Source organism: Streptomyces sp. NPDC050161 (genome assembly GCF_044460025.1).
Lineage (GTDB): Bacteria > Actinomycetota > Actinomycetes > Streptomycetales > Streptomycetaceae > Streptomyces.
Genome location: NZ_JBITJM010000052.1, coordinates 1 through 1,104 on the forward strand (window position 1 = coordinate 1; position 1,104 = coordinate 1,104).

Genomic DNA, 1,104 nt, shown 5'->3' on the forward strand with positions numbered 1-1,104 from the left:
CTAGGGCGTGTATTGAGTTGTGATCAATTTGCGGGATGTGCCTTCGCGGCGGGGCGCGATCCGATAGACCGTCTTGCGTGACACGAGTGCAACTGACGGACTTGGAATGGGAGTTCATCGGACCGTACCTGCCGGTTGGCGAGTACGGTCCGTACCCCGAGCGGCTGCGGCAGCAGTTCGAGGGTGTGATCTGGCGGTTCAGGACTGGCGGACAGTGGCGGGAGATGCCGAAGGAGTTCGGCGCCTGGTCGACCGTCCACAACCGCTTCCGGCAGTGGCGTGACGCCGGCGTCTTCGAGGCCCTGCTGGAGGGCCTGATCGCGGAAGCCGCCAAGCGGGGCGAGGTGGATCTGTCCTTAGTCAGCATCGACTCCACCACCGCACGCGCTCACCACGACGCTGCCGGGATGCACCTGGACGAGAACGTCCTGGCCGCCCTGGAGAAGGCTGCCGCCGAGGCGGAGAGAGCCAGGTCAAAAGGGGCAGCCTCGAAGAACAGAACGGGCAGGACACCGGGACTGATCCCGAGCGGGAGGAGCGACGACGCATCCGGCGTCAGCGAAAACTCCGGCTGAAGGCCGCCCTCCTGGGACGGTCCAGAGGCGGGCAGACGAGCAAGATTCACCTCGCCGCCGACCGCGAATGCCGCCCGCTGGCCCTCGTGCTGACCGCAGGCCAGGCCGCGGACAGCCCGCAGTTCAGCCCCGTGCTGCGCAAGATACGGGTCCGCGGTCCCGTCGGCCGCCCCCGCACCCGGCCGGACGCGGTCGCCGGGGACAAGGCCTACTCATCCCGCAGCAACCGGGCCCACCTGCGCAGACACGGCATCAAGGCAGTCATTCCGGAGAAGAAGGACCAGGCCGCCAACCGCAGGAAGAAAGGCTCTGGCGGCGGTCGGCCCGTCAGCCACGACGCCGACCTCTACAAGGAGAGGAACACCGTCGAGCGCCTGATCAACAAGCTCAAGGCCTGGCGAGGCATCGCCACCCGATACGACAAGACCCCGGACAGCTACCTCGCCGGCCTACACCTGCGCGCCTCGATGATCTGGATCAAAGACCTCACCCGGACCACCCATTGATCACGACCCAATACGCGCCCTAG

The 1,104-nt window shown here is 66.8% G+C and carries 1 pseudogene; it reads left to right on the forward strand.

The window, feature by feature from the left end:
* Positions 1-77: 77 nt before the first annotated feature.
* Positions 78-1,081, forward strand: a pseudogene (locus tag ACIBK8_RS35675) (IS5 family transposase).
* Positions 1,082-1,104 lie beyond the last annotated feature (23 nt).